Origin of the sequence: Pedobacter sp. GSP4 (assembly GCF_051857575.1) — a bacterium.
GTDB lineage: Bacteria > Bacteroidota > Bacteroidia > Sphingobacteriales > Sphingobacteriaceae > Pedobacter.
Window position 1 is genome coordinate 80,143 of sequence record NZ_JBPZIR010000011.1, and the last position, 22,230, is coordinate 102,372.

Here is a 22,230-nt window from a genome sequence, read left to right on the forward strand (position 1 = left end):
GGCAGTGCCTCAGAATTGTGGATAGTTGCAAATAAAAACAATATCGCCGATATGCTGAAACCAACGTTCAGTTTTTCATCGCAGAAACAGTCGCGCTTTTCATTACAAGTCCGCGCTGCGCTGTGGGCTTTTCATTTCATCCGATTGCTATCGGATCGGGTTTATTTACTGGGGCCTGTAGCTTTTGGGCGGGCTGTCCCCTACAAAGTGCAGAACCTTGGTTTTTAAACCTGATGAGAGTGGCATCCCCGATTTTTCATCGGGATAAAACGGACAGCAGGACTGATTTGGCCAAAAGTACCCGAATGTTCATTTTCTAATAATTAAAAATGATGCTACTTTTCCATCAGGGTTAAAATCGCTTCAAAAGTTTTTAGCTTCAGCCCTTCTAAATCCTCTGCTACCAAACCTTTCACTTCAATGGCTTCGCCAAATACCGTTTTAATTAATCCGGGTTTTATTAACAGCGGATCTGTTCGGGGCAAATGCGCCCTGCTGTTCAAAATTGCAAAAGGTAAAATGGGTGTTTGGGTTTCGATGGCCAGGCGGAATGCACCATCATAAAATGGATTTAAAGGCTGATCTGATTTATTCATGGTTCCTTCAGGGAAAATCAGAATCGATTGTCCTTCGGCGAGGTCTTTGAGCAATTCGGCTACAGAATGGTCTCGGCTTTCACGGCTGCTTCGGTCAATCATTACCACCAAACGTTTGTAAATCCATCCAAATACTGGGATTTTAAGCATTTCTATCTTCCCCAGCGGACTAAATGCCTGTGGTATGCAGGTTACAATGGCAACGGCATCTAAAAACGAACTATGGTTGCCCACATAAATATAGGCCCGTGAAGTATCAATTTCCTGCCCGCTTGCTGTAAACCATAAAAAGGTGAATGTGCTAAAACCCAAAGCCCAGAATTTTAGGAAACAAAAAGAGATTTTCCGCCCTTTTTTCTCATTAAAAAGCCCTGTACAAATGATAATAAAAGGGCAAACGATAACCATGAATACAAAAAACACAATTGCCGAGTACAGTAAATAAAATCCGCCAAGCAGTTTTCTCATGGGTATTAACGTTTCTTTAACAGTTTGCAAGGTTAACAAATGTTAATTTTACAAAAAATATCTTATAGATATGAAAGCATTTTTAACCACTTTTTCACTTTCATTACTATTGCTTACCATATCTAAAAAAACGTTTGCTCAAAATACATCAGCTAAAGGAGTAATTTTAGAAAAAGGAACGCAGATCAGGATTGCCCTAGCTGTAGTAACCAATATCAGTAATAAACAATCGGTAGGCAGTAATGACATGGGATTTTTCCAGGTTAAAGCCAAAACTGGCGATACTTTGATGATTACGAAGCGGCATTTTGAGAATTACACTGTGGTGGTGCCTGAGCAAGGCGATTTGGTAATTAACCTGGTGAGGGCCGATATGTTATTGGAGGATGTAACAATTAGGGCAGAGAACAAACAACAAAACCTATCAGCTGTTAGGTTAGCGCACCGTAAGAAAACTTATTTTTACGGAAAGAAAAGAAATCCACTGCATTATTTGCGTTATCCCCTCGCGGCGATAATGGAACTGTTGAGTGCAGAGCGGAAAAATGCAAAACGGTTTGACCGTTATTACGAAAACGAGTTAAAAGAATTAGAAATAGACCGGTTTTTTAACCTTAGCCTGGTGAAAAATAATACTGGCTTAACAGATAAGCAACTGGAAAAGTTTATGTTAGGCTATAGGCCAAAATACGAACAGATTAAAAACTGGAATACTTATGATGCCGCTGGTTACATCAAAAAATCGGCAAAACAGTATTTAGATACCTTAAGCAACCCGTTTTAGAACCATGAAGCATTTAAAACTTTTACTTTTACTGCTTGGACTAGTACAGGGCTTACAATTGAAAGCGCAGGATTTTGCGCTGAAGGGAGTGGTAATTGAAAAAGGATCGAACGTGCGGATTGCTTTGGCCGAAATAACTAATATCCGTACTAAAATGGGCGCAGCGAGCAATGATATTGGCATGTTTCAATTAAGTGCCCGGGTTGGCGATACGCTTTGGGTGAAAAAACGGAATTTAACCGATCAGAAAATTGTAGTTAAAACTGATGGTGACTTGGTTGTTTATCTGGTTAGGGGAAGCACTACCCTCGAAGAGGTTACCGTTAAGGGACAAACCAAAAAGCAGGAAATGGAAGATATTAAAAGAGACTTAAAACATAATGGTTCATTTTATGCGGGTAAGCCACCTTTAATCCTGTTAAATCCTTTTGGTGGAAGCCCATTAACGTTTTTTTACGAACTTTTTGGAAAAACACCGGCCCGCGCCCGTAACTTTAACCGTTATTATAAAAAAGAGCTCGGCCTTATTGAAGTAGATAAGTTTTTTAATAAGAGTTTGGTAACCAGTTATACCAAACTAAGAGGAAAAGAACTGGATAAATTTTTGCTCGACTATTATCCGAGCAGCAGCACAACAAGCAATTGGAATAATTACGATGCTGTTAAATACATCAAAGAATCGGCAAAAAAGTATACCGATACTTTGAGGCACACAAATTAATACACAATGAAAAACTTAAAAATAGCAGTCCTGGTCCTTATCCTTAGTTCAATTGGCTTTATTGCGAATGCGCAGGATTTTATAGTAAAGGGAGTGGTGATCGAAAAAGGCTCCAACATCCGCGTTGCATTGGCTGAGATTACCAATCTGCGTACCGGCATTGGGGTAGGGAGTAATGATATTGGCATGTTCCAGCTAAAGGCTAAAATTGGCGATACGTTGCTGGTTATCAAAAGAAATCTGATCGATCAGCGGGTGGTGGTCAAAAATGCCGAAGATTTTGTGGTATATCTGGTACGTGGCAGTACAACTTTGGATGATGTAACCATTAGGGGAAATACAAAAAAGCAGGATCTGGATGAAATTAAAAGAGAGTTTAAAAACAAGGGCGTATATAATGGCGGAAAAACGACCATATTATCGGCTATCTTTAGTCCGCTGAATGCACTGTATAATTTATTTGGTACCGATCCGAAAAATGCCAGAAGATTTGGCCGGTATGCGGATAATGAAATCAAGCAATCGCAAATTGATGTATACTTTAACCAGAGCATTATTAAAAACAATACCGAACTGAGGGGCGATACCCTAGAGAAATATATGCTCAACTGCCGCCCAGAATTTGATAAAGCCCAGTATTGGAACAGTTACGATTACATTAAATACATTAAAGAATCTTCAAAGAAATTTACGGATACTTTGGGGAAGGGGAAATAGTTGGGAGTTGGGAGTTGGGAAAGTCCAAGTTTCGAAGTTTGACCTCACAGACAGTTAACCAATTAACCAGTTCATACGATTAACCAATTTCACAATACAATTTGCAGGGGCGGTTTACAGTTACGGATAAACTAATGACCAGTGAACGAATGAACCTCTAAATACTCAACGCTTCACAAGCTTTTTCTGCAGCCAGTTTTTCAGCATTTTTCTTATTGTAATCTCTTCCGGTACCGTATTTTTCACCTTCAACTATGGCCGTAATGGTAAATAATTTAGCGCTTTCGCCTTCATTGTTCTGTACCAGTTCGAACATTACGTCCTTACCATGGCGTTGGCACCACTCAATAAGTTTGCTTTTAAAATTGGTTTCGGTTAGTTCTAGGGTATGGATATCGATATGGGGCTTTACAATTCTGCGAAGCAAAAATTCTTTGGTAAAGTTGTAGCCTTTATCCATGTAAATGGCGCCAATAATAGCCTCAAAAGCATCGCCCAACATAGAGTTGTGTTTGGTTTGGATACTTACTGAGCGCTGGTCGAATTGAATGAGCTTATCAAAACCAATTTTTTTAGCCAATTGGTTCAGATTGGCGCGGTTCACAATCTTCGAACGCATTTCTGTTAAGAAACCTTCCTCTTTGTAGGGATAATGTTTGAAAAGCAATTCAGCTATTACCGATCCTAAAACAGCATCGCCTAAAAACTCTAACCTTTCGTTACTGCTTCTGCTTCCATTTTTTAAAACTTTTGCCACAGAACGGTGCCTGAACGCCATTTTATAAAGCGTAACATTGCCTGGTATAAAGCCCAAAATATTTTTCAGCTTTTTCACAAACTCCTTTTCGGGAGAGAGATAGAGTTTATATAATTTTAATATCGGCATTAAATAAATAACACAAATTAACGGCTAATCAGCATATTTAACTAAGTTATCTATTTTTAATTAGCATACAAAATTATATAGCAGGGCTGTTTTAAATTAATCTTCGTATTTCTTGAAAATCACAGAAGCGTTATGACCGCCAAAACCAAATGTATTACTTAACGCGGCCCTAACTGTACGTTTTTGCGCTTTGTTAAATGTAAAATTCAATTTAGGATCAAATGCAGGATCATCTGTAAAGTGATTGATTGTTGGAGGAACAATATCATTTTGTACAGAAAGAATTGCTGCAATTGCTTCGATAGCCCCAGCTGCACCCAATAGGTGGCCAGTCATTGATTTGGTTGAGCTGATATTCAATCGATACGCATCTTCACCAAATAATGTACCAATGGCTTTGGTTTCACTAATATCGCCAAGTGGCGTTGAAGTTCCGTGTACATTGATATAATCTATATCAGCAGTTGTTAAACCAGCGTCTTTTAGCGCATTTGTCATTACCATTCTGGCACCTAAACCTTCAGGATGTGGTGCTGTAATGTGATTAGCATCGGCACTCATTCCACCGCCAACAAGTTCTGCATAAATTTTTGCACCTCTTGCCTTTGCATGTTCAAGTTCTTCTAAAATAATGGTTCCTGCACCTTCACCAGCTACAAAGCCATCGCGGTCCTTATCAAAAGGGCGTGAAGCTGTTGCCGGATCATCGTTACGTGTAGATAATGCGTGCATGGCGTTAAAACCGCCCATACCTGCCTCGTTGATAATGGCTTCCGAACCGCCACTGATAATTACATCGGCCATACCCAAACGGATATAGTTAAATGCATCAATCATTGCGTTTGTAGAAGAAGCACATGCCGAAACAGTTGCAAAATTTGGCCCACGCAGGCCGTATTTGATCGAAATATGCCCGGGAGCAATATCAACAATCATTTTAGGGATAAAAAATGGATTATATCTTGGCGTACCATCTCCCTTGGCGAAATTTGAAATCTCATCCAAGAAAGTTTTCAATCCACCTATGCCTGCACCCCAGATTACGCCTATTCGGTTGGTGTCTAGTTTTTCAAAATCAAAACCACCATCTTTCACAGCCTCATCTGTAGCTACAAGAGCATATTGTACAAACGGATCTAGCTTGCGGGCTTCTTTTCTATCCAAAAAATCTTCTGGATTAAAGTTTTTAACCTCACACGCGAATTTGGTCTTGAACTTTTCAGTGTCAAAACCCTTAATAGGAGCAGCGCCACTCACCCCGTTAGTCAATCCTTCCCAAAAATCAGGAACATTATTGCCTATAGGAGTGAGCGCACCCAACCCTGTTACTACTACTCTTTTTAATTCCATTTATACTGAAAAAGCGTAATTCTATTTAACGTTTTTTTCCAAATAAGCAATCGCTTGACCAACTGTACCGATGGTTTCAGCCTGATCATCAGGAATAGCTACATTGAATTCTTTTTCAAATTCCATAATCAATTCTACGGTATCTAAAGAATCTGCACCTAAATCGTTGGTGAATGAAGCCTCTGGCGTAACTTCGCTTTCGTCAACACCTAGTTTTTCTACGATAATAGCCTTAACTCTTGAAGCAATATCAGACATAATTTTATAATTTAATGGTTAAATAATTCTGTGCAAAGAAAAATAAATTCTTACAATTTTCAAATGTTTTTATTTCGATACGTATTTTTGGTATCTAAATAACACAGCGAATATAGAATTAGTTTTTTAATTTCGTTCTGTAAATAATTTTATTTCGCTTTGAATAGAACTTACCTAAAGCTAACCTTAGACCTTGATTTTATACTAATTGCGATCACAGCACCGCTAAAAGACTATGTGCTTTGCCACAAAATTAATACGCGGTTAAATACAGAGTTTGAGAAAATTGAAGACCATGAAATATTTTTTAACATTGACGAACCGGCATGGTCTTTCTCAAAATATTACTTTTTTGTAGAGCAAGGTGAGGTAGAATACTACTTAATCAGCAACAGAAGTAGCGATGGATTTCTGATTCCGGAGATGAATAAGGTCGATTTTTTTATTATTATTAAAGAATTTATAGATAAAGAAGATTTGAATTATCTGATAAACGGCTTGAATAAACTGCCTGATATACAGGTTGCTGCAAAGATAGATCCCACCAAATTAAAGAGCAGGGAGAATTTGGTAATATAAAAATTATATACTTGGTGTATTAAATACACTATATTTGAGGGTTATAAACAACGAACTAAAAAACAAAATATATAAAATTTAATGCAGTTTAATTATTTTAGATAATAATTAGCGTTTTTCTAAACTGCATTGCTAAAATCAATTAATTAAATGAAACCTTTTCATTCCCGCACAAAAATTGTGGCCACGCTTGGGCCTGCATCAGCGAAACCAGATGTATTATATAGTATGTTTAACGCAGGTTTAGATGTTTGCCGTCTAAACTTTTCACACGGATCGCAAGCAGATCACCAAGCGGTTTTAGATACCATCCGCGATTTAAATAAAAAGTACGATTATAATGTGGGTATCCTTGCCGATTTACAGGGACCTAAAATCCGTATCGGTTTAGTAAAAGAAGGTGGTATTAACCTGATTAACGGTAAAACCACGGTAATTACCACCAACGAATGTATCGGTAACGAAGAACGCATTTATATCACTTACCAAAACTTCCCTCAGGATGTACAGGCTGGCGAAATTATCCTTTTGGATGATGGAAAGCTTCAAATGAAAGTTTTATCTACAAACCTTAAAGATGAAGTTACCTGCGAAATTGTTCACGGAGGTATTTTAACTTCAAGAAAAGGGGTAAACCTGCCAAATACTAAAGTTTCTATCCCTTCATTAACACCAGAAGACCGCGAAAACTTAGAGTTTGTTCTTGAAAATGACGTAGAATGGATCGGTTTATCTTTTGTGCGCAAGGCTGAAGATATTATCGAACTTAAAAAAATAATTGCTGATCGTGGTAAAACAGCCCGTGTAATTGCCAAAATCGAAAAACCAGAGGCCATTGCTAACATCGATGAAATTATCGCTGCTACAGATGGTATTATGGTGGCCCGTGGCGATTTGGGTGTTGAGTGCCCGATGGAAGAAGTGCCATTGTTACAGAAAATGATCGTTGCTAAATGTAGGGCCGCTTCTAAACCTGTAATCGTAGCTACACAGATGTTAGAGAGCATGATTACTACCCCTCGCCCAACTCGTGCTGAGGTAAACGACGTAGCTAACTCTGTTTTAGATGGAGCTGATGCAGTAATGTTGAGCGGCGAAACTTCTGTTGGTGAATTTCCTTTGATCGTAATCGAAACGATGCAGAAAATTATCCAGAACATTGAGCAGAACAACTATCCATTTAACCCTGATAAATTCTTAAAACCGAAATCTCCATCGTTTTTAAGTGATGCAATCTGCGATTCGGCCTGCTTCTTAGCTAAACAAACCAATGCTGTAGGTATTGTATCGATGACATTAAGCGGTTATACTGCTTTCGAAATTTCGAGCCACCGCCCAGAAGCTTTAACCTTTATTTTTACCAGTAACAGGGCTTTATTGAATGCAGTGAGCTTACTTTGGGGCGTTAGGGGTTTTTACTACGATAAGTGGGAAAGCACTGATAATACCATCATTGAAGTGAATGAATTCCTTAAAAGCAAAAAATTGGTGAAGCAAGGCGATATCATTATCAACACGGCTGCTATTCCAATTGAGGCAAAAGGTAAAACCAATATGTTAAAAATTACGGTTATAGATTAATTTCCAATAACACATACAAAAATGCTCCCGATTTTAATATTGGGAGCATTTTTTTTATCAATAAAAAATATACTTTTGCAATCCACTTGGAGAGGTGTCAGAGTGGTCGATCGAGCACGCTTGGAAAGCGTGTGTACTGCAAGGTACCGCGGGTTCGAATCCCGCCCTCTCCGCCAAGAATAACACTAGTTTTTCAAATTAGATAAGCCTGTTCAGTAATGAATAGGCTTTTTTGCCCTTCCCTCTCATTGTTTCCCCCGTACTTTAGCCTTTTCGTATATTTTTAAGCAAGTATCGAGTGGCTTACCATCCCTGTAAATGCAATCGCAGAAAATTTTGCAGCCTTTGGGATTTTTGTTGCCGGCACTCTGATTTTGACATTCGGCCACAGAGTTGCCTGGTCTGATTTCATATAGAAATTGATTGGAAATAATCACCGCAGCAATTGCCAGCACTATGAAACCTAAAAAAACCAAGGGAAATTTGCTGCCCAGCGGCTCTTTTGGTAAGCGCTCCGTCCACACGATAGCACGTAAGCGTTTATAATCCCAGAACAACAGGTAAACGTTTGCCAATAGCATTATGGTGATGATACGGGTGCCCTCAAAGCGCGTAGCGTAGGTAAGCACACAAATATTTATAATCACCGGCAAATAGGCCAAGGCACCTAGTAAAGCCGTACGGGGGATAAGCAGTAGCAATGCGATAACCAGTTGTGAAACCCCAATAAAATTATAATAATAGCCAGTAGCATGCAGGGCATCGAAATAATGCCCCAAAGGATGGTTGTTGGGGAGTGCGGTAAACCGTTCGCCCATGATTTTTACAATGCCTGAGGGAATAAAACTGGCGGCGAGTGCCACACGACAGAATATCGTAAAAACACGGAACCATTTATTGCGTTTCGCATCATCGTAAAATTGCTGAAATTGGGCAGATATATCCATTGTTTTTAAAAAGCGCTTTGTTTTTCAAAGTTAATATAAACCAGCGTGACTTTCAAATTTTTATCGGTTTAACTATTTATATGCTTGGATCTTTCGTGAAATCAATAATAATTTATCACATATTTGTGATATAAATTTGCATTTTAGCGCTGTTTAATTTACTTTTGAAAAGTTTAAAATGATTAACGTGCTGATTTTTAGAGATTTTAATAGGTTTTTAGTTTGTTGGGTATTTGTGCTATAAGGGATGTATTTTTCGGTCAAAACTTTTTTAAGGGAACAATAAACCCAATGGTACTGAGGGAAAATAGGACATAAGCTTTCAAATTTAATGGGTTTAGAAGTGAAGAATTATGATGGGTAGGAAACTTCGTGTTGCTATATTTGTACTTGATGCAGAGGAGAATTATTGCGCCAATGTTACCTTTTCTAAAAGGGCGGGTGTTTATAATCTTTGATTGATCAATAAAAACCGATTTATTGTTGCCAAAATGAACAGAAAAATTACCAGTGGCCCTATCAGAGATAAGGAACGGACAAAGAAAAAACTATTGGCCGCTGTTGGTAAAATCTTAAAGAAAGATGGTTTTACAGGCCTAAATGTAAGTCAGGTAGCTTTAAGGGCCAAGGTAGACCGCAAACTGGTTTATGATTATTTCGGTAGCATGGAAGGTTTGGTAAAGGAATACCTGAACAGCCGCGATTATTGGGCCGTAAATGTAGATCATAGTACAGAACTGATTGAGCAAAGCAAAGGCGATTTTGGCAAAGAAATGGCTTACCACTTATTGGAAGACCAGCTCAATTCGTTAATCGCGAATGAAGAAATGCGCAAGATCATCAGCTGGGGCGTATCCGAAAGTTCGAAGGTTTTGGAGGAGCTGAATGAGAAACGGGAGTTTTTGGGAGAACAGTTTTTTAAAGAGATTACTGATGCGTATTTCAAAAATAAAGACAAAGATATTAGACCTGTTGCCGCGCTCTTAATTGGCGGCATTTATTACATTACCTTACTTGCCCACACCAACAATGGCCTGATCTGTGGCATCGACATCAGAAAAGAAGAAGCACAGGCCGAAATAAAGAAAACCCTTAAACAGATTATTGACTGGGCCTACTCATAAAAGCTTTTCCTAATTTAAGCTATATAACAAAGCCATATTTCTTTCGGCCTATTGGTAACCTAAATTGCTGGTCATCAAATCAGTTATGGGTAATAGGTTCATAATGGTTATGGTAATTTGTATCATGATTAATACCAATCATTTCATAAAACAGTCTTATTTTTATCGCAAAGATTAACTAACAGATGATGAATAAACATTGGCTTACCGTAACGGCTTGTACTTTGGCCATTACAGCAAATGCTCAACAGAAAACTTTAACCACTAAAGATTACGAAAGGGCAGAAAGCTTTATGAGCTACAACACAGCAAAGTACATCGATCATGCTGGTGTGCAGCCCAACTGGCTTGAAGGCGACAAATTCTGGTACACCACCAAAGCAGGAAATACGGAAGAAACCTTTTTGGTAGATCCGGTAAAGAAAACCAAAACATTAACCACCGAGTATAAAAATGGTTCTGCTCCTTCACGCCGTTTTGGTGGGCGCAACGAAGTTTTATCTCCTGATGGTAAAAAGGCTATTTTGATTAAAGATTATAATCTTTTTGTTAAGGATATAGCTACCGGAAACTTGACGCAATTAACAACAGATGGGGTTAAAGATTACGGCTATGCTACCGATAACGCAGGATGGAAACATAGTGATGCACCGATTTTACGTTGGTCTCCTGACTCAAAAAAAATAGCCACATTTCAGCAGGATCAACGGAATTCGAAGGATATGTACCTGGTTACCACCAATGTTGGTGCGCCGGTTTTAAAAGCCTGGAAATACCCATTGCCAGGTGATAAACAGATTGCTACAATTAGAAGAGTGGTAATTGATGTAGAAAACCCAAAGGTTGTTTCGCTTAATATTCCGGCCGATCCGCACCGTGCCACAATGAGCGATGATATTTCGAGCAGTGGAACTTTTGATGATATTGATTGGAAAGCCGATGGATCTGAAGTGGCATTTTTATCTACTTCGCGCGACCACAAGAATGAAAAATTCCGCATTGCGAATACCTCAACCGGTGCAGTAAGGGAAGTTTTCGAAGAAACTGTAAAAACACAGTACGAATCTGGTCAGGGTGCCATTAACTGGCGTTATCTGCCAGCATCTAAAGAAATTATCTGGTATTCGGAACGAGATAACTGGGGCCACCTTTATTTATACGATGCCACAACAGGAAAGGTGAAAAACCAGATTACCAAAGGCGATTGGGTGGTTACCCGTTTGGTTAAGGTAGATGAGAAAACCCGCACACTTTATTTCTTTGCAAATGGCCGTGAAGCTGGAAACCCTTATTTCAGCCATTTATATAAAATTGGTTTCGACGGTAAAAACCTGGTTTCGTTAACACCTGAGGAAGGGAACCACCAGGTTGTTTTTTCTCCATCGTTCGAATATTTTATAGACAGTTATTCTCAGCCAAACGTTCCGGCAGTTACCGTGCTTAGAAGCATTAAAGGAAACCTGATTAACACCTTGGAGAAAACAGATGTATCCAGGTTATCGGCTACAGGCTGGAAAGCCCCAACGCCTGTTGCAGTAAAGGCTAAAGATGGTAAAACCGATATTTATGGCTTGGTTTTTACACCAACGCAAATGGATGCCGGAAAGAAATATCCTGTTATTGATTACATTTACCCAGGTCCGCAGGGCGGAAGTGTTGGTAGCTGGGCATTCTCAGCGTCGCGCGGCGATAATCAGGCTTTGGCCGAACTGGGTTTTATAGTTGTGGTAATTGAAGGAACGAGTAATCCAGACCGTTCTAAAAGCTTCCACGACATGAGCTATGGCAATATGGCCGAAAACACACTGCCAGATCAGATTGCTGCAATCAGACAGCTTTCGGCAAAATATCCGATTGATACGACAAAAGTTGGCATCTGGGGGCATTCAGGCGGTGGTTTCGCAACTGCAGCTGCGATGTTCCGTTATCCAGACTTCTTCAAAGTAGGTATCTCAGAATCTGGAAACCACGACAACCGGAATTATGAGGATGATTGGGGCGAACGCTACAACGGTTTGGTAGAAAATGCCGATTACGAAGCTCAGGCCAATCAAAATTATGCTAAAAACCTAAAAGGTAAGCTGATGTTGGTACATGGTATGATGGATGATAATGTTCCACCATACAATACTTTATTGGTTGTAGAAGCCTTAGAAAAGGCCAACAAATCTTTTGATCTGGTTATTTTCCCTAACAGTGCCCATGGTTATGGAGCTTATTCGCCATACATGATGCGCCGCCGTTGGGATTACTTTGTACAACATCTTTTAGGTGCAGAACCACCTAAAGATTATCAGATGAAAGGCCCAAGTGCAAGATAATTTTAAGAGCAGCTAAACACTGCTCTTTTTTTATGCCATATTAAAATCTGTGGCTCTAAAATTAGGATAAGCAGCTAGTTAGATACACAATTAGCCAGCCATGTATAAAAAAACAAAATATTTTTTGCATTAGCTTTTTACACTGCCATAGGGTTGTCAGTGCCTGTTGTTTTCTTTGTTAAACAAAAGCAAAACATCATGGTACAAGAACAACAAACTGCAGAAACAATGGAAAAAGAAACAACTATTGTTTATTTAATGAAAAATTATGCCAACTATAATTTTTGGGCCAATTTAACCCTTATCAATTGGTTAAAAACGCATCCCGAACAATTGTTGGAGCAAGAGGCACTATCCAGCTTTAAAAGTGTAAAGTTAACCTTGGCCCATATTTTACAAACACAGGAATATTGGTTTTCCATTCTTAGCAAAACAGATTTTGTAATGAAGGAACGGAACAGTTTAACCGAAATATTTGACCAACTGCTAAAACAGTCAGAGCAGCTTTCCGATTATGTGGCTAACTTGGGAGCAGATAAATTGGAAGAAAATACGTTGGTAGAAAGTCCGTGGTTTAGCTGCGATTTGCAGAATTTTGAATATGTAATGCAGGTTTTTAACCACAGTACTTACCATAGGGGCCAGGTAATTACCATTTGCCATAACCTAGGCATTACCGGTGCGCCGATGACGGATTACAATTTTTATAATATTATGGCGAAGTAGAATTGCATAGCTTATTTTAGTAGTATTTAAAAACTAAATAATTACGCTATGAATTTAATGTTGGGGGCAATAACCCTTTTTGCTGGCAACTATGCGCCGGTAGGATTTGCCATATGCGATGGCTCATTGCTATCGATCAGTAAAAATGTAAAATTGTTTTCTGTATTGAAAACTACTTATGGAGGCGATGGAATTTCGAATTTTGCCCTGCCTAAACTCTCACCGGTAGAAGGTGCAATATACATTATTGCTACTGATGGTTATTATCCCGCACATCCAGCGGATTAGGCGCTTATTAAAAAAGGTTGATGATCTTGCAAGATCATCAACCTTTTTATTATTTCTTATTGTCGTACTTCCGTTGGTTGTCTTTATTGGAAGTTTGATCTGACCTTTGGCCACCACCATTGGTTATGCCCTGTATCTTTTTATCAGTTTTAACATCGTGGTTAGCTCTATCAGCAATAGAACTGCCCTGAACTGTTGGATTGTTTTTTGGTGTGCTCATATTTTTCATAACTCTAAAATTTAGTGAATAATTATGCGGAGCGCTATATTAACAACCAATGGAATTTGGATATGTTTTGATTTTGTTTGAATATCCGTCAATACATCATTTTTCACCACAGGGCACGGATGCAAATTTTTTAAAGTATTTAGGCTGTATGCAGCTACATAATTTTCTGCATCATGCTAACCAATGAACTAATGATCAATTACCAATTTATAATTACCATCTACAGTTAACCGATTAACCAATTAAAACAGTTAACCATTGTGCCAATAGACTAATAAAGCAAAAATATAGTAGGTTTTTTATGTAGATCTATTTCTTCTCTGCGCCAGTTGTAAACACTTTGGGTTTTAATAAACTCATCCTCGGCGGTTAGGTTACAGGCCACGCAAACCTGGGTATTGGGCTTACAGCTTTTTAATACCTCTTCAAACAGTTGGTTGTTGCGGAAAGGCGTTTCGATAAAAATCTGTGTTTGTTTATAACGGCTTGCCGATAAATCTAAGTCTTTAATCCGTTTGGTGCGTTGTTCCTTATCGATAGGTAAATATCCCCAAAAAGCAAAGCTCTGGCCATTAAAGCCCGATGCCATTAAAGCCAATAAAATAGAACTTGGACCAACTAAAGGCACCACTTTAATACCACGTTTATGAGCTTCGGCAACAATATCGGCACCCGGATCAGCAATACCCGGACAGCCCGCTTCACTCATTAAGCCTACATCTTTTCCTGCGGCAAGCTCAACAAAGAATTGGCCCAGGTCATTTCTATTGTGTTTGCCATAATCGTGCACGATTAAATCTTTTTGAGGCGTTTTTAAGCCCGCTTCCTTTAAAAATTTACGGGCGGTTTTGCTGTTTTCAACAATATAAGTATCAATCTGGTTAATGGTATCAACCAAATAAGGAGTAAAAGTTTTGTGTGCCACCTCTTCGGCCAATGGTACTGGAATGAGGTATAAAGTGCCTGTTTGCATAAGGCAAAAATACTTACAATAAATAGGATTTAAGTTTTAAAGTTTACCATAGTTACAATATAATCTCTTTTGTAAACAGTGGTGTAGCAAATTTTATTTCTAACTGACTTCTTTTCAGCACAATTAAACTTGGCTTAAAACGTTAAATAATAGTTAAATATGGCCTTTAAGGCAATAATTTGAGGGAAAACCCAAAAACTATGCATGCATATTAAACCATCTATATTTTTGGTTCTCTAATTGATACACACACATTAGGTTATTAAAATAAAACACACAAATGAAAACACTGAAATTTACGGCACTTGTGCTGGGGCTTTTTGGGCTCCTTGCCGGAACCACAACCCTTGTCAGGGCACAAGACTATCAAAACGATTACCAGGATGATGGTTACAGCACTGGCAATGTTTCTTTGCAAACTTTTTACGACGAACTTTCTCCCTACGGTACCTGGATTCAGGACCCACAGTATGGCTATGTTTGGCGTCCGGATGTAGATCAGAGCGATTTCCGTCCGTATTACACCAATGGGCGTTGGGCAATGACTGAGTATGGTAACACCTGGGTTTCTAATTACGATTGGGGATGGGCGCCTTTCCACTACGGCCGCTGGGTAATTAACAGCTATAGGCAATGGATCTGGCTACCCGATACCAATTGGGGGCCGGCGTGGGTAGATTGGCGAAGTGGCGATGGTTATTACGGCTGGGCACCAATGGCTCCAACCATTAGCATTAACTTAAGCTTTGGCCGCCGTTATGTGGTACCAGAATTTTGCTGGAACTTTATTCCGCAGCGCAACATTTACATTAACAGTTTCCCTAGATACGATTACGGCCGCAACAATATCTATATCCGCAATACCACCATTATTAACAACACTTATGTGTATAACAGAAGAAATTATTATGGCGGACCAAGAATTGAAGATATTAGACGTGCAACCAATAGAGATGTAACCGTTTACAGATATGCGCAGAGCAACAGGCCGGGAGCCAGTAGGGTTGGAGGCAGAGAGGTTTCAATTTATAGACCAAGACCAGAACGTAACGGCGTAGATAACCGTAGCGCAGCACCTAGAAAGTTTGAACAGGGTAATGCTGGTTTTAGCAGAAACGGAAGAAATGAAGGATATAGCAACCGCGAGCAAAGAAACGGAAACAATAACGATAACCGTTTTGGGTCTAGAAACGATAACCGCATGGGGCAGCCCGACAGGCGTAATGATGCCAATATAGGTAGAGATAACAACAACCAGCCAAACAATAGGGGCGAGGTTTATAACAGAGATGCAAATGGAAGGGCAAGCCGTGGAGGAGCTAACGGTGTTGATGGCAGAACGGATCAGAATAATGTAGATAGAAGCCAAAATCAACAACGTTTTGAGCAGATGCGCCAACAACGCAGCCAACAAGATCGTGCAAGTCAGGATCAACAAAGGGCTCAGCGTGAGATACAGATGCAACAGGGTGGTAGAGACGATCAGCAGAGGGCACAACGTAACGAGCAGGTGCAACAGCAACGTGCACAACAGGCACAGCAACAGCAGCAGGAACGTGCTCAACGCGATGCTCAAGTGCAACAACAACGTAATGAGCAGATGCAGCAGCAACGTGCACAACAGGCGCAGCAACAACAGCAAGAACGTGCTCAGCGTGATGCTCAGGCCCAACAACAAAGGGCTCAACAGCAACAGCAAATGCAACAAAGACAAGAACAAAGAAGATCAGAAGCTCCGCCGCAACAAAGAGGAGGAGGCGAAAGAAGTGGCTCTGAAGGAGGAAGGCCATCGAGAGGTGGTAGAGGATAGATTGATAAAGTCCCGATGAAAATCGGGACTTTTTTATGCAATACGGTTTACCAATAATTTAGCTTTTGTGTGGATCAACGAACGGAAGGCGATCATCATAAACCATATAATCGAACCAGATAAGAAGGTAAAGATTATCCACGCAAGTTTATTGCCTCCCCGATCTTCAAAAGCTGAGTATTTAGGCTCAAAAATTACAGGTTTTTTGAGTTCCCATAAGTCGGCATTTAAAATGGCCTTTGTATAATTTTTTCGGTCGTTGTTAATCCCGGTTTTTGCTAAATAAGTAAACCCGTTTAAGTCAGTCTTTTCAAATATTTGCTCCGAATTTTTTAGAAACTGTTTGAAATAAATTTTTTTAGAATCAGTGCTTAATTTATTACTAATCTGTTCTGTTTGTTTCCATCCCAACCATGCCTTTGGCCGTCGGTAACCTAATAAACCTTTGTTATAGGGTTGAACTCCATTTTTTTTACTGAATAGCTGTAAAACACCATTGGCTCCAGCTATTCTGTAAAGTTGATAACCACGTTCCGGAGATAAGTTATTAACAGATGCTATCAATTTTGGCGAAATAGTAGAAAGCTTATTTCTTGAAATGGGCAATCCATCTAAAATGATCAATTTATTAGTGTCGGGTAACCGCACTGTTGCTAGCGAATCCCACAGTGTGGGTATATATCTATCGTAAATGGGGATAGCTACGTAAACTTCAAAATTCAGATACTCATTATGCTTTCCTGAAACCTTTTGGTTTATTTCTATGACACTATTAAGTTTATCCAAGTAGTAATGATCGATCTTATAAAATTTAGTAAGATGATTTTTATCCAGGTTATTTATGGTTTTAATCGAAGAAATTTTACCAGCCACCGCTGAGATGTACGTTTGTACTATGCAAACAGGAACAATTACAAATACCGCTGCAACAATAATATAAAAAGTCAATGGATCATTTTGTCCGGTCCTGTTAAATCTAAGTAATTTCAATCTCGGCCTTAACCAAAATATAAGCGCTGGCCAAGGTAGTAAGCATGGAATAAGCAGCTCTTGCCAACCCTCGTTTAAGAGGATAATTTCTGTTTGAAAAAAAAGAATATTAAACGAAGAGTAAAAGATTAGTGTACCGGCTGAAATAATTAAATATCTGAGGTATATGTATTTAAATTTAATCTCTATATCATTCATGAGCGTTTTAGTCCAATAATGGAATTGCAAAGGTATTTATAAAACTATTTTCTTTTGCAATATTACAAGACCTGCTTTGCTGCTGTAGGCAAAGTGCTCAAATCAATACCCCTAAAAGTACTTTCGGCATCTGGATGGAGATTTTCAGGATCGAGCAAAAAAGTATCGATGCCCAGTTCAAGCCCAAATTTAATTTCCGATTCGGCATCATCACCAATAATTAAAATTTCCTCTTTTATCAGCCCGTGTTTTTCTATTAACGATTCAAAAACTTCTTTTTTGCTCGTAATTGAAACATCTACCACATGCACTTCCTCAAAATCATCCATAATGCCCAACATTTTTACCTTTGAGCGCTGCTGTTTCAAAAAACCTGCAGTTACGATAAACTTCCGTCCTTTTAAGCTTTTGATGTAAGGGTAATCTTTACTAGGCTCTAATGGCACTGTTACTTCCCTGTTCCGCAGGTAATCGAGTATTTCGGGCATTGCTGCTTCCCTGAAACCATATTTTTTAGCCACTTTTTGAAAGGGCGTCCGCAGCATTTCCTGTTTGGCGAGCAGAAAATCTTCATCACTGATCCCTAAATCCAAATTTTCCAAGAAAAGATACAGTTTGCCCATTAATTGTTCCTCGTTCGGCTTGGTAAAGTAAATGGTATTGTCAAGGTCGATAAAAAATACACGCTTCATTATGGATTGGTTTTTGTAAGATGAAAAAAATAAAAACACCTATGCATTAAATATGTTTAATAAGTAAATCACTAAGATCATGAAAAAAGAGACAAAAATTATAGTAGGCGTATTGGCCGGAGCAGCATTAGGAGCAACCATCGCATTAGCGTTATCATCAGATTCTACCAGCGATCTTAAAAGCAAAGTATCAGACTTTTTCGCCGATCTTTTAGATGCATCGAAAGATAAGTTAGCAGGTTTAACGGATAAGGCCGCAGGCGTTGCCGACAAGGTTAAAGATAAAATAGCAGAAATAAATGCTTAAAGAATTGGAAGTGCCGGAAATATCCGGCATTTTTATTCTTATACAATTCTAACAACCACCTGAATGAAAATTGCTTTTCATGGTGCTGCCCGTACAGTTACAGGGAGTAAGCACCTTATTACCCTAAAAAATAATACCCAAATATTATTAGATTGTGGCCTGTTTCAGGGAATGGGCCATGTAACCGAGAAACTGAATGACTATTTCGGCTTCGATGCCGGTAAAGTTACCTATCTCGTTTTATCTCATGCACACATCGATCATTGTGGCTTATTGCCCAAATTGGTTGCAGAAGGTTTTAATGGGAAAATTTTCTGTACTTCGGCCACCATGGATCTGGCGCGGATTTTAATGATGGATTCTGCAAAAATCCAGACGCAGGATGCAGAATTTTCCAACAAACACCGACGCGAGGGCGAAGAAATGGAAGAACCGCTTTATACAGAAGATGACGTGGTAAAAACCATGAGCCAGATGAAGATTGTGGAGTATGAAGAAGATTTTGAGATCGAACCTGGAATCTGTTTAAAATTTACTGATGCCGGCCATATTTTGGGCAGTGCTGCAGTGCACCTTACCATTACCGAAGATGGTAAAGCTACGCGGATTACATTTTCTGGCGATGTTGGCCGTTATGGAGATCTGCTTTTAAAAAGCCCTCAACAGTTCGATCAGGCAGATTATATTTTGATGGAATCTACCTATGGCGATTCACTGCATAAAGATCTCGATCCTATCGAGAATATGCTGTTAGAAATTATCAATAATACCTGTAAAGTAAAAAAGGGCAAAGTGATCATCCCCGCTTTCGCAGTGGGCCGTACACAGGAACTGCTTTATGCTTTAAATGGTTTGGAACTTAAAGGTAAACTGCCCGATATTCCTTACTACGTAGATAGCCCACTCTCATCAAAAGCAACAGAAATTCTTAAAAAACACCCTGAGGTTTACAACAATGGGGTTAAAGAAACCTTAAAAGTTGATCACGACGTTTTTGCATTTAAAGGATTGCGGTTTGTTGAAAGTGTAGAAGAATCGAAGGCATTAAATCAGGATCCACGTCCCTGTGTAATTATATCTGCATCGGGCATGGCCGAAGCTGGCCGGGTAAAACACCATATCCGCAATAATATTGGCAGTGATAAAAATACGATTTTAATGGTTGGCTATTGCGAACCAAATTCATTGGGTGGCCGGTTAATTGCCGGGCAAAAAGTTGTCGAAATTTTTAGGGACGAATACCAGGTTAAAGCCGAAGTACGTGCCATAAAATCAATGAGTGCCCATGGCGATTATGAAGATCTGCTACATTTTTTATCCTGCCAGGACCCCGCAAAAGTAAAACAGCTGTTTCTGGTACATGGCGAATATGAAGTTCAGCAGCATTTTGCCACAAGGTTAAAAAATGCTGGTTTTAAACATGTGGCCATTCCTGAATACCATCAGGAATTTGTTTTGGGTTGAGAGTTGTCAACTTTCTAACAAACTGGTTATTAAAGTTGACAACTCTTTATGTTGGTCTGGATTTGTAATCCAGATCTTAGCTAATCTATATAGGATTATTAAAAGTCGGGATTTAAAATCCCAACTAACTCGTGTGGCTAACCCGCCATACCACGCTTTTCGCTTCAGTCTTTCAGCTTTCCTCACTATCTTTGCCCCATGGATGTTTTTGGTAAAGCACTGACCGATATTTACAGAACTGGCGAGGCAGATACCCTCTGGCTGCATAACTCATATGGCGAACCAGAAGAAATGCCATTAGAATTTTTCTTCCGTGATGATGAGGATATGCCGGTTTTGGAACTGCAGGCCTTGCACATGTGCGAAGGGAGAGTTTTGGATATTGGGGCAGGTGTAGGCAGTCATGCATTACTGTTACAGGCTTTTAACATCGATGTTACCGCAATTGATATTTCTGAAGCTGCGGTAAATATTATGAAAGACCGTGGCGTTAAAAAAGCCTTCTTACAGGATGTTTTTACCTACAGCGAAAAATTCGATACCATTATTATGCTCATGAACGGTATTGGTTTAACCGGTACGCTGCCAGGCCTTAAAGATTTTTTGATCAAGTTAAAAGATCTTATCAATCCCAATGGGCAGGTAATTTTCGATTCGTCTGATATTGCCTATTTATACGAAGATATGCCTAAGCCTCAAAACCATTATTATGGAGAGGTTTCCTACCAATACGAATATAAAGGCGAAAAAGGCAATTGGTTTAACTGGATTTACATCGACGAGGAAACCATTAAGCATACGGCAAAAGAAACGGGTTGGCACTGCGAGCTTATTTTTGATGATGGTGAAGATCAGTATTTGGTAAAATTGACACCCCTGCAATAATTTAAAAGTCATAAAGCTTCCCGTATAGATTAATTGAATTAACTGTCAGCTACATTTGTTGAAATGAGCAGCACGAAAATTAAATTAAGCGTTTTAGATCAATCTCCGGTGCGCAAGGGCGTTACCGCAAGGAGAGCCATTGAAGAAACCACTATTTTGGCTCAGGAAACCGAGCGGTTGGGATACCACCGCTTTTGGGTTTCGGAACACCATAACTCTACCAGTTTGGCGGGCTCTACACCCGAAATCCTTATCGCCCATCTGGCTAACCATACCAAAACCTTACGTATAGGTTCGGGCGGGATTATGTTGCCCAACCATAGTGCCCTAAAAGTTGCCGAAAGTTTCCGTTTGCTCGAGGTAATGCATCCTGGCCGTATCGATTTAGGAATGGGCAGGGCACCGGGAACCGACAGGATTACAGCTTCCATGCTAAATCCCTCTAATAATTGGAGCGAACAGGATTTTATGGAGCAATTGCGCGATCTGCAGCATTATTTGCATGATACATCCGACGGTGGAATTCAATCGAAGATTAAAGCCATCCCGATTTCGGAAACCGTACCCACACAATGGCTATTGAGCAGTAGCGGACAAAGTGCGTTATTTGCTGCACATTTTGGATTGGGTTTTTCTTTTGCACATTTTATTAATCCACACGGTGGACCACAGGCTGTGCAGTATTACCGCGAACATTTTAAACCCTCGGTTGATTTGGTCCAGCCAATAGATAACGTTGCGTTTTTTGTTTTTTGTTCGGAAGATGAAGAAAAAGTTAAACAACAGGAAGCATTAATGAGCTATCGCTTCTTGCAGCTCGAAAAAGGTGGTGGTTTAACTGCTACCGGTTGGGATGACATTAAGCATATTACCTACAATGCTGCCGAGCAGGAACGCATTAACGCCAATAAACCCCGGATGATTTATGGCACGCCAGAAATAGTGATGAAAAAATTAACCCAATTGGCAAGCGATTATAATGTTGATGAACTGATGGCGGTAACCATTACCGAACACTTTGAAGATAGGATAAAATCTTATGCATTGTTGGCAGATATGTTTCTGTAAAAGCTATTGCAGTAAATTTTTTTATAAGGAAATTCCTGTGGTCTGTGGGGACACAGACCACGGAAATAAAATCTTATGCATTGTTGGCAGATATGTTTCTGTAAAAGCTATTGCAGTAAATTTTTATAAGGAAATTCCTGTGATCTGTGGGGACACAGACCACGGAAATAAAATCTTATGCATTGTTGGCAGATGTGTTTCTGTAAAAGCTGTTGCAGTAAATTTTTATAAGGAAATCCCTGTGGTCTGTCGGGACACAGACCACGGA

Annotated in this window: 23 protein-coding genes and 1 tRNA gene; 15 read left to right on the top strand and 9 right to left on the bottom strand. The window is 39.4% G+C overall.

Annotated elements, in window-relative coordinates; genetic code table 11:
* Nucleotides 1-335 precede the first annotated feature (335 nt).
* Complete coding sequence (locus ACS5PU_RS22055) at nt 336-1,064, bottom strand: lysophospholipid acyltransferase family protein (protein WP_439461325.1); 729 nt, start codon at nt 1,062-1,064, stop codon at nt 336-338.
* 70 nt (nt 1,065-1,134) lie between these two features.
* On the opposite strand from ACS5PU_RS22055, the gene ACS5PU_RS22060 reads away from it, so the two are divergent.
* Genes ACS5PU_RS22060 through ACS5PU_RS22070 form a run of 3 tightly spaced genes read left to right on the top strand, consistent with a single transcriptional unit; the run spans nt 1,135 to nt 3,286 of the window.
* Nucleotides 1,135-1,848: a hypothetical protein gene (locus ACS5PU_RS22060; RefSeq protein WP_439461326.1), complete on the top strand. Its 714-nt coding sequence runs from the start codon at nt 1,135-1,137 to the stop codon at nt 1,846-1,848.
* A 4-nt stretch (nt 1,849-1,852) separates the two neighbouring features.
* A complete protein-coding gene (locus tag ACS5PU_RS22065) occupies nt 1,853-2,569 on the top strand; it encodes a hypothetical protein (RefSeq protein WP_439461327.1) in 717 nt (238 codons plus the stop codon).
* 6 nt (nt 2,570-2,575) lie between these two features.
* A complete protein-coding gene (locus tag ACS5PU_RS22070; protein WP_439461328.1) occupies nt 2,576-3,286 on the top strand; it encodes a hypothetical protein in 711 nt (236 codons plus the stop codon).
* A gap of 157 nt (nt 3,287-3,443) precedes the next feature.
* On the opposite strand, the gene rnc is transcribed toward ACS5PU_RS22070, so the two are convergent.
* From rnc to ACS5PU_RS22085, 3 genes are all read right to left on the bottom strand, one after another.
* Nucleotides 3,444-4,172, bottom strand: coding sequence for a ribonuclease III (gene rnc / locus ACS5PU_RS22075; RefSeq protein WP_439461329.1), 729 nt, complete (start codon nt 4,170-4,172; stop codon nt 3,444-3,446).
* Between the two features lie 96 nt (nt 4,173-4,268).
* Complete coding sequence (fabF, locus tag ACS5PU_RS22080) at nt 4,269-5,522, bottom strand: beta-ketoacyl-ACP synthase II (RefSeq protein ID WP_439461330.1); 1,254 nt, start codon at nt 5,520-5,522, stop codon at nt 4,269-4,271.
* Between the two features lie 21 nt (nt 5,523-5,543).
* The gene (locus tag ACS5PU_RS22085) at nt 5,544-5,780 is read right to left on the bottom strand and encodes an acyl carrier protein (RefSeq protein ID WP_008508386.1); all 237 of its coding nucleotides are present in this window, start codon (nt 5,778-5,780) and stop codon (nt 5,544-5,546) included.
* Between the two features lie 159 nt (nt 5,781-5,939).
* Between ACS5PU_RS22085 and ACS5PU_RS22090 the strand changes: the two genes are divergently transcribed.
* From ACS5PU_RS22090 to ACS5PU_RS22100, 3 genes are all read left to right on the top strand, one after another.
* Nucleotides 5,940-6,359: an IPExxxVDY family protein gene (locus tag ACS5PU_RS22090; RefSeq protein ID WP_439461331.1), complete on the top strand. Its 420-nt coding sequence runs from the start codon at nt 5,940-5,942 to the stop codon at nt 6,357-6,359.
* 150 nt (nt 6,360-6,509) lie between these two features.
* Nucleotides 6,510-7,940 (top strand): pyruvate kinase, encoded by a 1,431-nt coding sequence (gene pyk, locus ACS5PU_RS22095; RefSeq protein ID WP_439461332.1) that lies wholly within the window; start codon nt 6,510-6,512, stop codon nt 7,938-7,940.
* Between the two features lie 88 nt (nt 7,941-8,028).
* Nucleotides 8,029-8,116 (top strand) — tRNA-Ser (locus ACS5PU_RS22100).
* 69 nt (nt 8,117-8,185) lie between these two features.
* Here ACS5PU_RS22100 and ACS5PU_RS22105 read toward each other — a convergent pair.
* Nucleotides 8,186-8,887 (bottom strand): hypothetical protein, encoded by a 702-nt coding sequence (locus ACS5PU_RS22105; protein WP_439461333.1) that lies wholly within the window; start codon nt 8,885-8,887, stop codon nt 8,186-8,188.
* A 491-nt stretch (nt 8,888-9,378) separates the two neighbouring features.
* On the opposite strand from ACS5PU_RS22105, the gene ACS5PU_RS22110 reads away from it, so the two are divergent.
* The 4 genes from ACS5PU_RS22110 (at nt 9,379) to ACS5PU_RS22125 (ending at nt 13,346) form a co-directional block, all read left to right on the top strand.
* A complete protein-coding gene (locus tag ACS5PU_RS22110; RefSeq protein WP_439461334.1) occupies nt 9,379-10,011 on the top strand; it encodes a TetR/AcrR family transcriptional regulator in 633 nt (210 codons plus the stop codon).
* Nucleotides 10,012-10,196: 185 nt separating this feature from the next.
* Entirely contained in the window at nt 10,197-12,332 is a 2,136-nt protein-coding gene (locus ACS5PU_RS22115) for a DPP IV N-terminal domain-containing protein (protein WP_439461335.1), read from the top strand.
* 198 nt (nt 12,333-12,530) lie between these two features.
* Complete coding sequence (locus ACS5PU_RS22120; RefSeq protein ID WP_439461336.1) at nt 12,531-13,058, top strand: DinB family protein; 528 nt, start codon at nt 12,531-12,533, stop codon at nt 13,056-13,058.
* 48 nt (nt 13,059-13,106) lie between these two features.
* Nucleotides 13,107-13,346 (top strand): phage tail protein, encoded by a 240-nt coding sequence (locus tag ACS5PU_RS22125; RefSeq protein ID WP_439461337.1) that lies wholly within the window; start codon nt 13,107-13,109, stop codon nt 13,344-13,346.
* Between the two features lie 49 nt (nt 13,347-13,395).
* On the opposite strand, the gene ACS5PU_RS22130 is transcribed toward ACS5PU_RS22125, so the two are convergent.
* Both ACS5PU_RS22130 and ACS5PU_RS22135 read right to left on the bottom strand, forming a co-directional pair.
* Entirely contained in the window at nt 13,396-13,575 is a 180-nt protein-coding gene (locus ACS5PU_RS22130; protein WP_439461338.1) for a hypothetical protein, read from the bottom strand.
* Between the two features lie 271 nt (nt 13,576-13,846).
* Nucleotides 13,847-14,548, bottom strand: coding sequence for an SAM-dependent methyltransferase (locus tag ACS5PU_RS22135; RefSeq protein ID WP_439461339.1), 702 nt, complete (start codon nt 14,546-14,548; stop codon nt 13,847-13,849).
* Nucleotides 14,549-14,828: 280 nt separating this feature from the next.
* Between ACS5PU_RS22135 and ACS5PU_RS22140 the strand changes: the two genes are divergently transcribed.
* Entirely contained in the window at nt 14,829-16,358 is a 1,530-nt protein-coding gene (locus ACS5PU_RS22140) for a DUF6600 domain-containing protein (protein ID WP_439461340.1), read from the top strand.
* Between the two features lie 33 nt (nt 16,359-16,391).
* Here ACS5PU_RS22140 and ACS5PU_RS22145 read toward each other — a convergent pair whose 3' ends face one another.
* Both ACS5PU_RS22145 and ACS5PU_RS22150 read right to left on the bottom strand, forming a co-directional pair.
* Nucleotides 16,392-17,546 (bottom strand): hypothetical protein, encoded by a 1,155-nt coding sequence (locus ACS5PU_RS22145; RefSeq protein ID WP_439461341.1) that lies wholly within the window; start codon nt 17,544-17,546, stop codon nt 16,392-16,394.
* A 62-nt stretch (nt 17,547-17,608) separates the two neighbouring features.
* Nucleotides 17,609-18,238, bottom strand: coding sequence for an HAD family hydrolase (locus ACS5PU_RS22150; RefSeq protein ID WP_439461342.1), 630 nt, complete (start codon nt 18,236-18,238; stop codon nt 17,609-17,611).
* Nucleotides 18,239-18,317: 79 nt separating this feature from the next.
* Here ACS5PU_RS22150 and ACS5PU_RS22155 point away from each other — a divergent pair, with 79 nt between their 5' ends.
* The 4 genes from ACS5PU_RS22155 (at nt 18,318) to ACS5PU_RS22170 (ending at nt 21,962) form a co-directional block, all read left to right on the top strand.
* Nucleotides 18,318-18,545, top strand: coding sequence for a YtxH domain-containing protein (locus tag ACS5PU_RS22155; protein WP_439461343.1), 228 nt, complete (start codon nt 18,318-18,320; stop codon nt 18,543-18,545).
* Nucleotides 18,546-18,608: 63 nt separating this feature from the next.
* Nucleotides 18,609-20,009: an MBL fold metallo-hydrolase RNA specificity domain-containing protein gene (locus ACS5PU_RS22160; RefSeq protein WP_439461344.1), complete on the top strand. Its 1,401-nt coding sequence runs from the start codon at nt 18,609-18,611 to the stop codon at nt 20,007-20,009.
* A gap of 198 nt (nt 20,010-20,207) precedes the next feature.
* Nucleotides 20,208-20,894: a class I SAM-dependent methyltransferase gene (locus ACS5PU_RS22165; RefSeq protein ID WP_439461345.1), complete on the top strand. Its 687-nt coding sequence runs from the start codon at nt 20,208-20,210 to the stop codon at nt 20,892-20,894.
* A gap of 63 nt (nt 20,895-20,957) precedes the next feature.
* A complete protein-coding gene (locus ACS5PU_RS22170) occupies nt 20,958-21,962 on the top strand; it encodes an LLM class flavin-dependent oxidoreductase (RefSeq protein ID WP_439461346.1) in 1,005 nt (334 codons plus the stop codon).
* Nucleotides 21,963-22,230: the final 268 nt, after the last annotated feature.

Coding starts and splice junctions, on each gene's coding strand:
- ACS5PU_RS22120 (WP_439461336.1), top strand. CDS start 12,531: ATGGTACAAGAACAACAAACTGCAGAAACAATGGAAAAAGAAACAACT.
- ACS5PU_RS22125 (WP_439461337.1), top strand. CDS start 13,107: ATGAATTTAATGTTGGGGGCAATAACCCTTTTTGCTGGCAACTATGCG.
- ACS5PU_RS22165 (WP_439461345.1), top strand. CDS start 20,208: ATGGATGTTTTTGGTAAAGCACTGACCGATATTTACAGAACTGGCGAG.
- ACS5PU_RS22060 (WP_439461326.1), top strand. CDS start 1,135: ATGAAAGCATTTTTAACCACTTTTTCACTTTCATTACTATTGCTTACC.
- ACS5PU_RS22150 (WP_439461342.1), bottom strand. CDS start 18,238: ATGAAGCGTGTATTTTTTATCGACCTTGACAATACCATTTACTTTACC.
- ACS5PU_RS22055 (WP_439461325.1), bottom strand. CDS start 1,064: ATGAGAAAACTGCTTGGCGGATTTTATTTACTGTACTCGGCAATTGTG.
- ACS5PU_RS22065 (WP_439461327.1), top strand. CDS start 1,853: ATGAAGCATTTAAAACTTTTACTTTTACTGCTTGGACTAGTACAGGGC.
- ACS5PU_RS22160 (WP_439461344.1), top strand. CDS start 18,609: ATGAAAATTGCTTTTCATGGTGCTGCCCGTACAGTTACAGGGAGTAAG.
- ACS5PU_RS22145 (WP_439461341.1), bottom strand. CDS start 17,546: ATGAATGATATAGAGATTAAATTTAAATACATATACCTCAGATATTTA.
- ACS5PU_RS22110 (WP_439461334.1), top strand. CDS start 9,379: ATGAACAGAAAAATTACCAGTGGCCCTATCAGAGATAAGGAACGGACA.
- ACS5PU_RS22135 (WP_439461339.1), bottom strand. CDS start 14,548: ATGCAAACAGGCACTTTATACCTCATTCCAGTACCATTGGCCGAAGAG.
- ACS5PU_RS22085 (WP_008508386.1), bottom strand. CDS start 5,780: ATGTCTGATATTGCTTCAAGAGTTAAGGCTATTATCGTAGAAAAACTA.
- fabF (WP_439461330.1), bottom strand. CDS start 5,522: ATGGAATTAAAAAGAGTAGTAGTAACAGGGTTGGGTGCGCTCACTCCT.
- ACS5PU_RS22130 (WP_439461338.1), bottom strand. CDS start 13,575: ATGAAAAATATGAGCACACCAAAAAACAATCCAACAGTTCAGGGCAGT.
- pyk (WP_439461332.1), top strand. CDS start 6,510: ATGAAACCTTTTCATTCCCGCACAAAAATTGTGGCCACGCTTGGGCCT.
- ACS5PU_RS22105 (WP_439461333.1), bottom strand. CDS start 8,887: ATGGATATATCTGCCCAATTTCAGCAATTTTACGATGATGCGAAACGC.
- ACS5PU_RS22070 (WP_439461328.1), top strand. CDS start 2,576: ATGAAAAACTTAAAAATAGCAGTCCTGGTCCTTATCCTTAGTTCAATT.
- ACS5PU_RS22115 (WP_439461335.1), top strand. CDS start 10,197: ATGATGAATAAACATTGGCTTACCGTAACGGCTTGTACTTTGGCCATT.
- ACS5PU_RS22140 (WP_439461340.1), top strand. CDS start 14,829: ATGAAAACACTGAAATTTACGGCACTTGTGCTGGGGCTTTTTGGGCTC.
- ACS5PU_RS22170 (WP_439461346.1), top strand. CDS start 20,958: ATGAGCAGCACGAAAATTAAATTAAGCGTTTTAGATCAATCTCCGGTG.
- rnc (WP_439461329.1), bottom strand. CDS start 4,172: ATGCCGATATTAAAATTATATAAACTCTATCTCTCTCCCGAAAAGGAG.
- ACS5PU_RS22155 (WP_439461343.1), top strand. CDS start 18,318: ATGAAAAAAGAGACAAAAATTATAGTAGGCGTATTGGCCGGAGCAGCA.